The organism is Pirellulaceae bacterium, assembly GCA_019636385.1.
Lineage (GTDB): Bacteria > Planctomycetota > Planctomycetia > Pirellulales > Pirellulaceae > Aureliella.
In genome coordinates, this window is sequence record JAHBXT010000002.1 from 887,501 (window position 1) to 901,964 (window position 14,464).

4 protein-coding genes are annotated in these 14,464 nt (G+C 53.8%); 1 reads left to right on the top strand and 3 read right to left on the bottom strand.

Going from position 1 to position 14,464, the window contains the following annotated elements; all coding sequences use genetic code 11:
• The first annotated feature begins 70 nt into the window (after positions 1 to 70).
• Positions 71 to 8,077 carry a PD40 domain-containing protein gene (locus tag KF752_08985; GenBank protein MBX3421677.1) on the top strand — a complete coding sequence of 2,669 codons (8,007 nt, stop codon included), beginning with the start codon at positions 71 to 73 and terminating at the stop codon, positions 8,075 to 8,077.
• A 38-nt stretch (positions 8,078 to 8,115) separates the two neighbouring features.
• On the opposite strand, the gene KF752_08990 is transcribed toward KF752_08985, so the two are convergent.
• The 3 genes from KF752_08990 to KF752_09000 are packed head-to-tail and all read right to left on the bottom strand — an operon-like array spanning position 8,116 to position 14,387.
• Positions 8,116 to 9,552, bottom strand: a complete 1,437-nt coding sequence (locus KF752_08990; GenBank protein ID MBX3421678.1) for a DUF1501 domain-containing protein — start codon at positions 9,550 to 9,552, stop codon at positions 8,116 to 8,118.
• A complete protein-coding gene (locus KF752_08995; protein MBX3421679.1) occupies positions 9,549 to 11,966 on the bottom strand; it encodes a serine protease in 2,418 nt (805 codons plus the stop codon). Before KF752_08995 ends, KF752_08990 begins: the two co-directional genes overlap by 4 nt.
• Before the next feature lie 21 nt (positions 11,967 to 11,987).
• Positions 11,988 to 14,387: a DUF1553 domain-containing protein gene (locus KF752_09000; protein MBX3421680.1), complete on the bottom strand. Its 2,400-nt coding sequence runs from the start codon at positions 14,385 to 14,387 to the stop codon at positions 11,988 to 11,990.
• Between the last annotated feature and the right edge of the window lie 77 nt (positions 14,388 to 14,464).

The following is a 14,464-nucleotide window of genomic DNA, read 5'->3' on the forward strand; positions in this document are numbered from 1 at the left end:
TTTGAAGCCGCTGGTCGCTCGGTGGCTTGCCCGACGTTTCCTACCCTCACTTCCTAGAGCCACATACATCATGAGTATCTCAAAGCGTGCCTTCCGTTGGATTTCAAAGCTTGCCGGGAGACAAGAAAGTCGCCGTGCGAGGCGCTCTGCCCGACGGATATTCCAGGCGGAGTTGTTGGAGGCTCGGCGGCTACTGAGTGTCAGTTTGCCGGAGCTGATCAGTATCAACGATCCAGGCACCGCTACGGCTGCGGGAAGTTTTGAATACACTTCGCAGAGTCTATCTGGCGACGGCAGATATCAAGTGTTTTCAAGTTCGGCAGCAGATATCGTCGCTGGAGATTCCAATGGAACCTACGATGTGTTCCTACGCGACCTGCAGACCGGGGTTACAACCCTGGTTAGCCGAGCGGCTGGAGGAACGGCAGCGAACAACGCTTCGCAAACTGCCGTGATTAGTGCGGACGGTGCCTACGTTGCTTTCCAAAGCTACGCCACAGATCTCGATGTGACTGGGCTCAATTCCACAAGTGGATACGGTCAGATCTACCGCTGGCAGCGTAGTACCGGGGAAATCACGCTGATCTCGCCCAATGCGGATGGTACCGATGGAGCCAATAATTATTCTTACGAAGCTTCGATCAATGAAAACGGAACGAAAATTGTCTATCGCACTTATTCTAGCGATTTGGTTGCTGGTGTGCTGGACACAAATGGCCAGACCGATGTCTATCTTCGTGATTTGACTGGCACACCAAGTACTATCTTGGTCAGTCGATCAGCGGCCGATCCATTGCAAACCGCTGATGGAGGGTCTGATTCGCAGAGGATCAGCAGAGATGGCAGCACTGTGGTGTTCCGCACCTGGGCGCCAGACATTGAAATGGGCGTTACGGACGTCAATGGAACGAATTGGGATTTGGTTGCCTTTGACGTCTCGTCGCAAACCAATCGCTATATTTCTGTCCAGTCCACTGCTCCCAGCAGCGGTAATGCGGGATCTACGCGAACCGAGCAGAGTCTTTCGGACGATGGTCGGTACGAAGTATTCGCCAGTGATGCCAGCGACTTGGTCGAAGGCGATACCAACGGCAGCTCCGATGTGTTCTTGCGTGACTTGCAGACGGGAACTACCACGCTGATTAGTCGCGCAGTCGGTGGCGGCTCGGCTAACTATAGCTCGCATCACGCCGTAATCAGCGGTGATGGAAACTATGTGGCCTTCTACAGCCATGCCACGAATCTGGATGTCACTGGCATTAACTCAACCAGCGGCTACAGCCAAATATACCGCTGGCATCGCGGTTCCGGACAGATCGAGTTGATTTCCGTTAACAGCTCGGATACCGATGGAGGCAACTACTATTCGTATAACCCTACAATTAGCGGTGATGGCCAGCGAATAGCTTACCAGTCTATAGCTCAGGACCTAATAGCAGGCTTGGTTGACGCCAATGGATATAACTATGACGTTTATTTGCGTGATCTAACCGGTGCGCCGACCACAATTTTGGTCAGTCGTTCATCAGCCAGTCCTCTACAGACGGCTAATCACTACTCGGATTCCCAGCGAATAAGTCGTGATGGAAGTCGGGTAGTTTACAAAACCGGTGCCACCGACATTGAATTGGCGGTAACGGATATTAATCGTAATGGATTAGATCTTGTATCCTTTGAAGTAGCCACGTTGACGAACCAATATGTTTCGGTGGAGAGTACCGCGCCGAGCAGCGGAAATTCTGGATCATCACGAACCGAGCAGAGCCTGTCGGACGATGGGCGCTACGAAGTGTTTGCTAGTGATGCCAGCGACTTGGTCGATGGCGATACAAACGGAACTACCGACGTGTTCTTGCGTGACTTGCAGACGGGAACTATCACGCTGATTAGTCGCGCCTCAGGTGGCGGCTCGGCCAACAACAGCTCGTATTACGCCGTAATCAGCGGTGATGGAAATTATGTGGCGTTCTACAGCCATGCTACGGATCTGGATGTCACCGGAACTATCTCAACCAGCGGCTACAGCCAGATATACCGTTGGCAGCGCAGCTCGGAACAGCTTGAATTGATTTCGGTCAATAGCTCAGACTCAGATGGTGGTAACTACTATTCGTATTATCCAGCTATCAGCGGTGATGGCCAGCGGATTGCCTACCAGTCACTCGCTCAGGATCTGATCACAGGCTTGGTCGATGCCAATGGTTATGCCTACGATATCTATGTGCGTGACCTGACCGGTGTGCCGACCACCACCCTGGTTAGCCGCTCATCCGTGGATCCACTCCAAACCGGCGATTACGGTTCTATTAACCAAAAAATCAGCTACGACGGCTCGACCGTAGTGTTCTTGAGTTCTGCCTCAGACTTGGTTTCCGGAGTCGCAGATGGAAACGGAACCGGCTACGATTTGTTTGCTTACGACATCGCATCAGGAACAATGACGGCTGTCAACTTGATTCCAGACGGCACAGCAACTGGCAACTATTCAGTCGATACGGCTTTCAGCCTTTCAGATGATGGTCAAGTAATCGCCTTTTCAAGCTACGCCACTGATGTGCATCCAGTAAAAACCGACGGATATTCGGACGTGTTTGTCAGGGATCTGAGTGTGCCTTTTACCGGTGTCGAACTGATCAGTGTAAACAATTTTGGGGACGAAGCGGATTGGACCGCTAACCGTCCGCAGCTGGATGCCAGCGGAAATTTTGTCGCATTTGAGAGCTATGCCAGCAACCTGGACCCCTTGCCATCCTCGTGGATTAACAATGTGTACATACGAGATCGAGGTGCCTCGACAACACAGTTGATTAGCGTCAACAGTAGCGGAACGGCAGGAGGTGATTATCACGTAACCGAGGTCAGGTTGAGTCGCAATGGAGCGATGGTAGCTTTCGTCAGCCAAGCGTCCGATCTTGATGGCTCAGTATCAGATACTAACGGTTCGCTTGACATCTTCGTCAGGGATTGGCAGTCGATTAGTCCCACCACTCGCTTGGTCAGTCGCGACGCTGCTGGCTTAGACAGTGCCAACTTCCCCTCATGGCAGCCTGCAGTCAGCCAGGATGGATCTGTAGTGACCTTCACGAGCCAAGCTACGAATTTGGTTTCGACTAGTTTTGATGCCAATGGAACAGCAAACGATGTTTTTGCATACGACGGTAGTGCCGTGGAATTGGTTAGCGCTAAGGGGCCCGGATATTTTACCGGCCAGTACAGCGTAGATGCTGATTTTGATATCAGCGATACCGGCAGGTATGTTGCATTTTCCAGTTCGTCCACAGGAATGAGTGACGGGGAACCGGGAAACGGCTATTGGCAGGTATATATCAGAGATGTCATTACATCAACTACAGAGCTGATTAGCCAATCGCTAATGGGAGGCGTCGGCGAGGGATACTCATATGCTCCCAGCATCAGTGGTGATGGACGATACGTGGCATTTCAAAGTTCGGCTCAACTGGATGCAATTGACGTCAATGGATGGTGGCATTATGACGTCTATGTCCGCGATCGAAATCTGCTCTCCATGCATTTGATCAGCATCAATGCAACAGGAACCAATTCCGGCGACAACTCGTCAGACAATCCACGTATCAGCCGTGACGGCTCTAAAGTCGCATTTCACAGTCTTGCGACCGATTTGGATGGTGCCGCTATGGACGGCAACGGTGCCTATGATGTCTTCGTTCGCAATTGGCAAGCGTTCAGTCCATCGACTCGTTTGGTGAGTCTCAGTGCAGTGAGTGCCGATAGTGCTAACGCAGAATCTCGCAATCCAGCGCTTAGTGAAAACGGTGCGGTCGTGACATTTTGGAGTCAGGCGACGAATTTAGTTTCGACTAGCTTTGATGCCAATGGCACCGCCTGGGATGTATTCGCTTACGATGGGAGTGCGGTTGAATTAGTTACGATCAAGGGTACCGGGAGATTTACTGGTCAGACTGGTGTGGATTCCGTGTTTGATATCAGCGATACCGGCAGGTACGTAGCATTTTCTAGCTCATCCAATGGATTGAGCGATGGAGTCACCGGCAACGGTTATTGGCAGGTATACGTCAGAGATGTCACTACATCGTCTACTGAACTGATCAGCGAATCATTGCTGGGAGGAGTCGGAGAAAATTACTCAAACATGCCGAGCATCAGTGGTGATGGACGCTATGTGGCGTTTCAAAGTTTTGCTCAACTGGACCCAGTCGATGATCTTTGGTGGAACAGCGATATTTTTGTTCGCGACAGAAATCTATCGACAACTCATTTGATCAGCGTCAACGCAGCGGGAACGAGTTCCGGGGATAACTACTCGCAATCGCCTCGCATTAGCCGCGACGGTTCAACGGTTGTTTTTCAGAGCAATTCCGGCGACCTAGACGCCAATGTCGCCGACACCAATCAGTTAGACGTTTTCATCCGCAAATGGAACGCGCCAGCGCCCGTGACTGATTTACTTAGTAGAAATTCGTCCGGGACATCAAGTTCCAACAGCGATTCTTACTCCCCGATCATCAGTGAAAACGGAGCAACCGCTGTCTTCTACAGCTATGGCACTGACCTGACCACTGTGGGTGATAGTAATGGATACCCAGACATCTTTGCCGTTAAGTTGGCTTCAATTGCCGTCAGCCCAGCCAGCGCAGTCAAACCAGAAGGAGATGCTGGCATCCAGGGTTATACGTTTACAGTTCAGAGAAGCTGGTTCACGGGCAGTGCCTTCACTGTTGACTGGTCCGTTTCCGGAATTGGCCCCAACCCTGCGGATGCAGCGGATTTTGGTGGCACACTGCCAAGCGGCCAGCTTTCTTTTGGTATTCATGAAACATCCAAGACAATTACGGTAAATGTCAGCGGTGAGTCGCTGGTAGAACTTGATGAGCATTTCCGCGTCACCCTGGTTGACTCGACCAACAATTCGCAAATCGTCGTAGCCACCGCAGATGGCGTGATTGAGAATGACGACCACGCGATAATCGATATCAGTCACGTGACGCTGGCTGAGGGCTCTGGTGTGGGCACGACCGCGTTTGTCTTTAACGTAACAATTAGCAATCCTGTCGATGTGGGTGTTAGCCTATCGGCAAGTACGCAGAATGTGACTGCGGTAGCCCCTGGGGATTATGCGGCAGTGGTTTCCGCCCCCATCAGCTTCTCAGCAGGCAGCACGACCACTCAACAAGTGACGGTTCAGGTTAATCGAGATAACCTGGTAGAACTGGACGAAGTGTTTAATGTACTGCTGAGTGGACTATCGGCTGGTGGCCTTAGCGTCTCGTTGGGTACTTCGACCGGCGTGGGCACCATTGAAAATGATGACAGTGCCACTATCAATATCAGCAGCGTCACGCTGGCCGAAGGCTCAGGTGTCGGTACGACCGCCTTTGTCTTTAATGTGACGATCACCAACCCCGTCGATGTACCTGTAAGCCTACAAGCCAACACTCAAAACGTTACCGCCACCGCACCCAGTGACTTTACAGCGCTGGTTGCAGCGCCAGTTGTCTTCGGTGCCAGCAGTACCACCACCCAACAGGTGACCGTGCAGGTCAGTCGAGATAATCTGGTAGAACTGGACGAAGTGTTTAATGTGCTGCTGAGTGGACTATCGGCCGCTGGTCGCAACGTGTCGCTAGGAACGTCGAGCGGTGTGGGCACGATACAGAATGATGACAGTGCCACTATCAACATCAGCAGCGTCACGCTGGCCGAAGGCTCTGGTGTCGGTACGACTGCGTTTGTGTTTGATGTAACCATTAGTAATCCTGTCGATGTAGGTGTTAGCTTAGCGGCAAATACGCAGAATGTGACTGCGGTAGCCCCTGGGGATTATACGGCAGTGGTTTCCGCCCCCATCAGCTTTTCGGCCAGCAGCACCACGACTCAGCAGGTCACGGTCCAGGTCAATCGAGATAACCTAGTAGAACTGAACGAGACATTCAATGTACTGCTGAGCAGCCTGTCGGCTTCGGGCCGCAGCGTATCGTTGGGAACATCGACCGGCGTGGGCACAATTCAAAATGATGACAGTGCTACTATCAACATCAGCAGCGTCACGCTGGCCGAAGGCTCTGGTGTCGGTACGACTGCGTTTGTGTTTGATGTAACCATTAGCAATCCTGTCGATGTAGGTGTTAGCCTGTCGGCAAATACGCAGAATGTAACTGCGGTAGCCCCTGGGGATTATACGGCAGTGGCTTCCGCCCCCATCAGCTTTTCGGCTAACAGCACCACGACTCAGCAGGTCACGGTCCTGGTGAATCGAGATAACCTAGTGGAGTTGGATGAGACATTCAATGTATTGCTGAGCAGCCTGTCGGCTTCGGGCCGCAGCGTATCGTTGGGAACGTCGACCGGCGTGGGCACGATTCAAAATGATGACAGTGCTACTATCAACATCAGCAGCGTCACGCTGGCCGAAGGCTCTGGTGTCGGTACGACCGCCTTTGTCTTTAATGTGACGATCACCAACCCAGTCGATGTATCTGTGAGCCTGCAAGCCAACACTCAAAACGGTACCGCCACTGCCCCAAGTGATTTTACAGCGGTGGTTGCAACACCAGTTGTCTTCGGTGCCAGCAGCACCACCACCCAACAGGTGACCGTGCAGGTCAATCGAGATAACCTAGTAGAACTGGATGAAGTGTTTAATATACTGCTGAGCGGATTATCGTCCGGTGGTCGCAATGTTTCGCTGGGAACGTCGACCGGTGTGGGCACGATACAGAATGATGACAGTGCCACTATCAACATCAACAGCGTCACGCTGGCTGAGGGTTCAGGGGGGGGTACGACTGCGTTTGTGTTTGATGTAACGATCACCAGTCCAGTGGATGTATCTGTGAGTCTCCAGGCCAACTCACAGAACGGAACAGCCACAGCACCGAGTGATTTTACAGCACTGGTCGCAGTTCCGGTTGTATTTGCTGCTAGCAGCACGACGACCCAACAGGTAACAGTGTTGGTTAATCGAGATAACCAATATGAATCGACCGAAGCATTCCAAGTCCTGCTCAGCAGTCTATCGGCGTCGGGCCGTAACGTATCGCTGGGCACCTCGACTGGTACCGGTACTATTGTCAATGACGATTTTTCCTCGATCACTAGTCGTTTCATCTACCACAGCGGTTTCACGGGAGCAGGCTCGCCTATCGACACAGTTAAGGTTGTGGCATTGGAGGGGGCTGTAGCGCAAGAATTGGGCTACAACAACATCATTAACTCGTCACGGGGTCTGAATGGACTGGCGTTTGACATCAGCGGTTTGCCCGGAACGGTTACCGCATCGGATTTTGTGTTTCAGATGAGTCCGACTGGCGCGTATAACGTTGGCTTAAATCCGCCTGCGGGCTGGGCGACCGCGCCAGCACCATCTTCAGTCACGGTTACGCCCGGTTCGCCTGATCGAGTATTGGTCCAGTGGCCCAACAACGCCATTGCAAATCGCTGGCTGCGGGTCACGGTGCTGGCCAATTCGAATACCGGACTGCAAGTGCCGCAAGTCTACTATGCCGGGCACCTGCTTGGTGAAACAACCGGTCCGTCTCTTGGATACTTTACGGTATCATTTGCCGACATTACTCCCATTCGCGACAATGTGTCGCTGATCGTCGGTGCTGGCAGCATCCACGACATCGACAAGAACGGTACCATCGCCTTCGCCGACATCACCGCCATGCGGTCTAATATATCGGCGCAACTGCCAGTGATTACCATCCAGTCGCCCGGTGGCGGTGGCCACAATGGCGAAGGCGAATCCTGGGGCCCTGCAACGAGTGCCAGTGAGGCCAGTGCCAACGGGACTCAATCGCTGGATTTCGCAGCGCCACTGTTGGAGCCAGCGCCACTGTTGGAGCCACTGTCATCCCCCACAAACAATCTGCGATCAATATTGCTAACTGAAAGTGAAGCGGCGGATGTGACTTCAAAATTGAGGACGACTACGTTGGCTAGTACCAAAGTGTCGGACAGATACTCGGCAGACGTTGACGAAGTGTATGCGAGTATTGCCAATTCCTCCAATGATCGTGACTTGGCTACCATCGACGCAGCTTTGGAATTGCTGTCCAGCGAGAAACTGTTGTAGCGGTAGGAGACTTGTGATGGCAGATTGACCAGGAGCTGTCAAATCAGCTCCTGAATCGGACGCCCCCGATCCACGATAGGAGTGGGGCGGCCGTTAAAGTCTTCGAGGAAGACTTTGGATGAATCAATGCCCAGATGATGATATAACGTTGCCAGAAAATCGCCTGGGCCGCAGCGGCGTTCGATGGCGTCTTCGCCCAGCCGGTCTGTGGCACCGACAACTTGACCAACGCGAATACCTCCGCCTGCCCAAACGTTCGAAAAGCCTCGCACCCAGTGATCGCGGCCGGGTTGCTTCGTTCCGGCCGGTGCGCTTCCGTCGCCAGCTCCTGTACTGGCATCATAGGAAATGCGTGGAGTCCGACCAAATTCGCCGGTCACCACGACTAATATATTTTCATCTAAGCCCCGCTGGTAGATATCTTCAATCAGCGCCGTCACGGCTTGGTCGTAAACTTCAGCCCGGAAGCGGAGCGCCTCAAAGACGTTGTGATTGACAGCATGATCATCCCAATTGTGGACACGCCCACACAACTTGCCACTCAGGCTAGTGGTAATAATGTCAACTCCCGCTTCCGCCAACCGTCGCGCCATCAGCAGTTGCTGCCCCCAACTATTGCGACCATAGCGATCGCGAGTCGCATCATCTTCCATCGTCAGATCGAACGCCCGCTTCGTTTGAGCATCGGTCAATAGCGACAGAGCCTGAGACTCAAATTGGTCGAGTGCTCCGAGTTCTCCGCTGCGGTCAAAGGCCCTGTCGAGTGTATCGAGTTGCTGCCGCAGACTAACGCGACGCTGGATGCGGCCAACTTCACTAGCGTCTGATAAGCCGATGTTGGGTACGACGAAACTCGGCGCGCTAGGATCGCCAGTAATGCTAAATGGCGAATAGGCATCGCCCAAATAGGCCGGTCCGTTGTATTCGGTGGGCGGATTGATGCCTACGTAGCCTGGCAACGATCGCTCTGCGCCTGCCTTGCGGCTGAGCAAGTAATGCGATACCGACATCCAATCAGGATACTTTGGTGCCGGCTTGTCGCGCGTATCAGGGTCTCCCGATAGCAACTGCATCGATCCGGCAGGATGGCCGGGAGCGTATTGATACATCGACCGTAGAACTACCATTTTGTCGGCAATTGCAGCTTGGCGTGGTATCAATTCGGTGAATTGATATCCAGGCAATTTGGTGGCGATCTGCCCAAAGGGTCCCCGATATTCACTACTTGCGTTGGGCTTGGGGTCATAGGTGTCGATGTGTGAACAACCGCCCGGCTGCCAAACCATGATGATCGACTTGCCAGATCGACTGCTGTTTGATTGACTGGTGGCGGATTGACCGTCCATGGCCCGCAGTCTCAGCAATCCCGGCAGCGACAGTCCACCGGCGCCCGCGAGACCGAACTGCATAAAGCAGCGACGATTGGGCAATCGTTGTGCTAGCGGCCCTGGACAACAGCGAGGTGGCTGGGTCATCGCGATTCCTCCTTGGGTAGGACTTCGAGTGTTACCGGTCGAGTAACTATGATATCCACAATGTCTTGCGGTTGTGAGCGACGGGTAGCCGCTTTCAACCCTTCGTCAGCAGCCATCAAGGCGGCCTCAGCGTCTTTGAGTTGTTGCTCATCGAATTCTTGACCGCTCCCTGGTGATTTCTTGGCCGACGATTCAGATTGCTCGGCACTCTTCGGCGCGTTGGCGGCGGCCAGTTGTTCACGTTGTCGGGTGAGTTCCTCGACGCGCTGCGCCGCAACCTGCTTGGCGGCAGTTGCCTTGTCAACGGCCTGGGGGTAGTCGCGATACTTGGCCACAGCCGGTCCCAAAAATGCAAGGGTATAGATTCCTGGCTCAGTCTTTAAGGCTGCCAAGTCGAGTTTCACTTCGGCACTGCTCTCTTGCAACGCTATTTCAAAACGAGAATTACTTTGAAAGCCGTTGCCAATCGTAGTGAGATTGAGAACCGAGCCGGAGAATTCACAGCTACGATGAATGCTTAGCGGAATTGCAATTGAACTACCAGCCACTGCCTGAATGTGACACCGGCCGCTAGAATCCACCGCAGATTGAATTGTGATAGTAGATGATTCGGCGTCGGTTACCGAAACAGGCATCATCAATGTTAGTCGCGGCTTGGGAAACTCTTGCCAATGATCTCGGATGGGCCAAGCCATCGTCGCCAGTTGGCAATTACGCTCCAGCGCCTGCCCCGCAACCTCTCCGTGACCGACAATACGCAGATGGCCTAGCGACTTTGGAGCATCCGCCTGGGCCGTCAACAGTAAGTGCCCCGTTGTTTGCCCAGCTGGAATATCAATGGCACTGGCGTAAACACCAGCCGGCAAGCCATGCGTCTCTAGTCGAATTGGCCCTGCAAATCCGTCGCGGCGGAAAGCCCCGATTTCTAGGGCTAGCGTCGCACCGGACCGCAGCGCCAGCGGCTTCGACAGCGCATTGCGATCGCCATTGCGCAGTTCCAAATGCTTAACCCATCCGGTCAGCGCAAAATCAGGTTCCGCCTCTCGAATTACCAGCTCGTAGACGCTGGCTGGATCATCGCGAGTTCCACCGAATAGATCGTTGAGCTGCAATCGATAAAGTCCGTCTTCGGGCACGTCCAGCATTCCGATTAAATCCGTCGAACCGCCGTTGTAGGGTGGCCCGTCGTAGGCGTAGTTGTTGCTGGAGACTTTCATTGGTGAGGCAATGTCCTTGAGCTCAAGAATATCTTGCCAGTGTGTCGAACCATCATTGGTGACCGCACGCTGCACAATTCCAGCAGGTCCGGTAGCTGCCCCCAACCGATGCGAAGCCACCTCGATCCACCACTGCTGCCCCTTAATTGCTGTGAACTCAAAGCAATCGACGTCGGCTGCAGGAAAGAAAGAGCCGCGAATCTGGCATGGTAATTCGATAGATTGTGGTTGCGCAGCATCATTCACTTCGGCTTCAAGAACCGACTTTTCAGGGGCATAGCCGTAAGGAGGCCAGGAATACTGTGCCACCTGCTGAGTCGAAGCGAACTGCGCAAGTTGCTTTTCGCCATCCACCAATTGAAGGCTCAGGCGATAAAAGTACTCTGGACCGCCCTGATAGGTCAGATCATGCACTTTGATAACGTAGCGGTCGTCGCGCTCAGCCAGAAACTCGATGCCCGCCGCCTGGCGATCGGTCGCTAGAATTCGCCCGCTGGAGTCGGTCAGGGTCACGACCGGATCCAGTTTGGAGTCGATCCCGCGACAAGTGCAGTCGATGCGGCACAACTGGCCAGCGGAAGCTGAAAACTGGTAATGATTGATGCTGCGAGCAACCGTGGCCGCATTGACAGTGCTGTCAAATTGAATCGGTTGAGCCTCTTCTGCATTCGCGCTGGCAGAGCTGTAAGCAACTTCAGTCAATGTGCCGACAGAAAAAATTCGCCCAGTAGACACTCCCAGCCGCGCGATCGCATAGGCTTCGACTAGCCCCGGCTGCATTTTATCAGGAACTGTCACGCGATACCGGCCGGCGATAGGCCGCTGCTGTTCGTCCTGCACAGGCGTGGCGGTTACACGTGGATCAGAAAAGGTCAGTCCAGCCAACTCATCCAGGTTCTCGCCACTGACTGTTACTTCAACGGTAGTTCCAATCTGTGCTCCCATCGGGAACACATGCAGCAACCGCGGCGCAGGCAGGCAGACAGACTGCGCAGCAGCAAATGCGGCTAGCGACAAGGACAGGCACATGCCCAGCAAGCAGCGCAGACTAGACATGCCAGCGGACAAGTTGAAGGTCCGCTGGTTGAAGTGAACTCGTGACTGGAGCGTCCAGGCTCTGGCACGCGTAGCTACGTTGGGCTGCCTATCGACTCTGCAAGTGCAGTGATGGGCCAAGTTCTGTCCCGTTGATCGCATAGAACACTACCTCGGGTAAACCTAGTGATTAAACAGAAACTCTTTGGAATTCAGAACTGCCCACAGCACGTCTTCAAAATCCGCCTTAGACGCCTGACCCGAAGGTACCGTAGCTTCGATTGCAGCCAGCTCCTCTGAGCGTGGCGAGCGGCAAAACGCGACTTGATAGATGTGTTCGATGCGCGCCGAGAATGGTTCGCTACTCTGGGCCAGTTTGTCTGCCAAGCCACCTCCGGTACCCAATTTTGCCTTCAACTCGGCGGAATTCAGCAGATGCAGACTTTGGGCCAAATTGGCGGACTGTACACGTTCACATTCGCAAACGCTCGAATTCTCCGGACGCCCAAAGACTTTCAGAAACGGTACGGCTCGATTGTAGCTGTTATCGGGCAACCCGACCGCGCGCGTACCTGGCGGCAAGTTTGCAAAACTGGTTTGGGAACCCAGCAGTTGATCGACCACGTCCAACAATACTTCAGCCGGCAGGCGTCTTGGATAGAAACGCGAGTAATTCTGCGTGTCCGCTAGATTGCGATCGTTCGGTTGGGAGCTGAGCTGGTAGGCATTGGACAATACCAAGGTCCGCGCCAAGTCTCGTAGATTGAAGTCGCTGTTGATGAAGTAACACTCTAAGGCTGTCAATAATTCAGGGTTACTCGGAGGGTTGGAATCGCGAATGTCATCTTCGGGTTCAACCAATCCAACTCGAAAAAAATGTTTCCAGTAACGGTTGACCAGCGCCTTCGCGAAAAATGGATTGTCCGGCAAACGCATCCAGTCGGCCAGTTTTAGACGTGGGTCTTCACTGGCGTCGATCCTGCCAAGGTCGGCTCCGAGTGCTTTGGGACGCAGCGTCTGACCGGTGCGCAAATTTTGAGCTTCGGCGATTCCGCGCTGGTGAAAGATCATGTCTTCGTTTTGTACGCCTGTGGGCTTGCGGCCTACGCGTGAAAAACAGGCTGACAGAGCGTAATAATCGTCTTGGCTCCAACGCTCAAACGGATGATGATGACACTGGGCACACTGCAGCCGGACTCCGAGGAACAATTGAGAAATGTCTTCCAACTGCTCTTTGGGATCTTTCACTCGTTTGTACCATGCTACCGCCGGATTGCTCTTAATGGTGCCAGTGGCGGCCAGCAGTTGTTTGACCATTTGGTCATAGGGTGTGCCAGCCTGCAGGTGATCGCGGACCCAAGCGTGGAAAGCAAAATTCGCCGCCAGATCATTGGTGTCTTCGCGGCGATTTTTGAGAAGACTCGTCCACTTATTTGCAAAGTACTCGGCGTAGTCCGGGTGCTTTAATAGCTGCTCGACCAATTCCGCGCGACGCACCCGAGCATCGGCAGCCCAGTAGCTCTGCCGCTCGCCGTCGGTCGGTAATCGGCCTGTAAGATCCAGCGAGACCCGACGCAGATAGGTGGCATCGTCGCAAGTCAATGCAGGTGGAATTCCCAATCGCTGAAGGTTTGAAAACAGATGTTCATCTACCAGATTCATCGGCGTTGGCAGGTCGCCAAGAGCTGGGCCCAATGGAATGGCCGGACGAAATACAGCGACATGACCCTGGTAACGAACCATAATGGCGGCGGTACCTGGCACATTGCCTGCGGTGACTAATCCACGGCGATCGACCAGCGCCCGATCGGTGTCGTTCGATTCAAACAAGGCTAAGTCGGTGACATCGCGCGAAGACCCATCAGAGTAACTGGCCACAACCCTTAATTGCTCAGTCTGCTGCGGCTCAAGTAGTGCGCTACTGGGCATAACTTCAACGGTAGCCAAGCGTATCGGTTCCCAAGGCGCGGCCCCTGCGACTGGTCCGTCACTAGAAGCTGCTGGCTCGGCCTGAGCATTGGGCCGCTTGAATGCTGCTCCGGTTTCTGGGCAACCGTGCCGAATCCATTCGACCAGCACTTGATATTCTGCTGAACCAGCTTGCAAGCGTGGTCCGCCGCCGTGCGGAACTTCTCCCAAGGCCTTGCGAATCAGCAGGCTGGATTCGGGTGCTGCCGGAAAGATACGTCGGCCGCGTCCCTGAACGACGATAAACTGATAATCCACATCCGGCTCAAAGCCTAGTAGGCTCAATTCAAATCCATTCTGGCCACCGCCCGCTTTGGCGTGGCACGTACCTGCATTACATCCTGCTTTAGTAATGATCGGCACAATATCGTTAGCGAAGTCGATCTGGCCAGTCGCCGATATTACCTGATGCCAGGGAGCCGCCACAGACTTGGCATTATCTGGTTTGGCAGCGTCTACCGCTCCGGCAGGCGCAACCAAGGTTATGACTAGCAGTGCGCCCAGCAGCCCTCTGGTATCAAACAGAATTCGGGTACCAGCAAAGCTTGATGCGACGGCCCGACGAGCACCCAAGTGCCAAAAAGAACAACCAAAGTGCTGCCTGATTGCAACCATGGTCAGCAAGTTAGGCCAGTTGTGGAGTGGGCAGGGTAACCGGGCGGGAGCCAAGTAGTATAACTCAGCTCTGGCGG